The 765-nt window shown below is 43.1% G+C and carries 1 protein-coding gene; it reads left to right on the top strand.

The window, feature by feature from the left end:
* Window positions 1-51 precede the first annotated feature (51 nt).
* Window positions 52-765, top strand: a 714-nt coding sequence (locus L2748_RS24155; RefSeq protein ID WP_248957837.1) for an IS5 family transposase, incomplete at its 3' end; no start/stop codon positions are given.

Below are 765 nucleotides of genomic sequence, written 5' to 3'. Positions count from 1 at the left end.
GGAGTTCGATTATGATGGACGAACTCTTTAACTTTTAGCTGTATTTAACAAATGCCGAACAAGCATAATCATCGCAAGCGTCATCACTTTAAGAAGGGCGTTTATCGTATTAGTAATTCTGCGCAATATACGAACTCACTTAGAAATAGAGGGCGTATTGATATCTGGTTATGTGAGGACATCTTAAATAATTGGCAGTTTGATGAGCGAAGCTATGATGGCTCCGGCTCTAGTGTTAAGTATCCAAACCGTACAATTGAAGCGTGTCATCATCTAAGAATGGTTTTTAAGCTGCCCCTACGGCAAACGCAGGGTTTTATCGACAATTTACTCCAGTTACTTGAAAGCCCCCACTTGCGATGCCCTGACTACACCTTACTTTCAAAGCGTTTAAATACGCTTGGGATCACCACTCCACGATTTAAAAATAACGAGCGGATGGAGAGTAATATTGTGGCGATAGCCATTGATTCTACTGGGCTGAAGCGATTTGGTAGAGATGAGTGGCACCAAGAGAAACACAAGGTGGACGGTAAGCTAAGCTGGATGAAAGCCCATTTTGTTGTAAGAATGGACCACATCATAGAAGCCGCGGTGATGACGGGAAAGGATGTGATGGATGATCAGGTTGTTGGCACCCTCTGTGAACAAATAACAGCAGATATCGGGCATGTAACAGCAGATAAAATGTACGATACCAATGCCGTTTTCCAAACGTTGGACTCACACTCACCTAATGCAGAGATTATTATCCCGCCGAAAGAC

Origin of the sequence: Shewanella sairae, assembly GCF_023283535.1 — a bacterium.
GTDB classification, from domain to species: domain Bacteria; phylum Pseudomonadota; class Gammaproteobacteria; order Enterobacterales; family Shewanellaceae; genus Shewanella; species Shewanella sairae.
The sequence above is the reverse complement of the archived record's forward strand: the minus strand, read 5'-3'. Positions and strand labels throughout refer to the sequence as shown.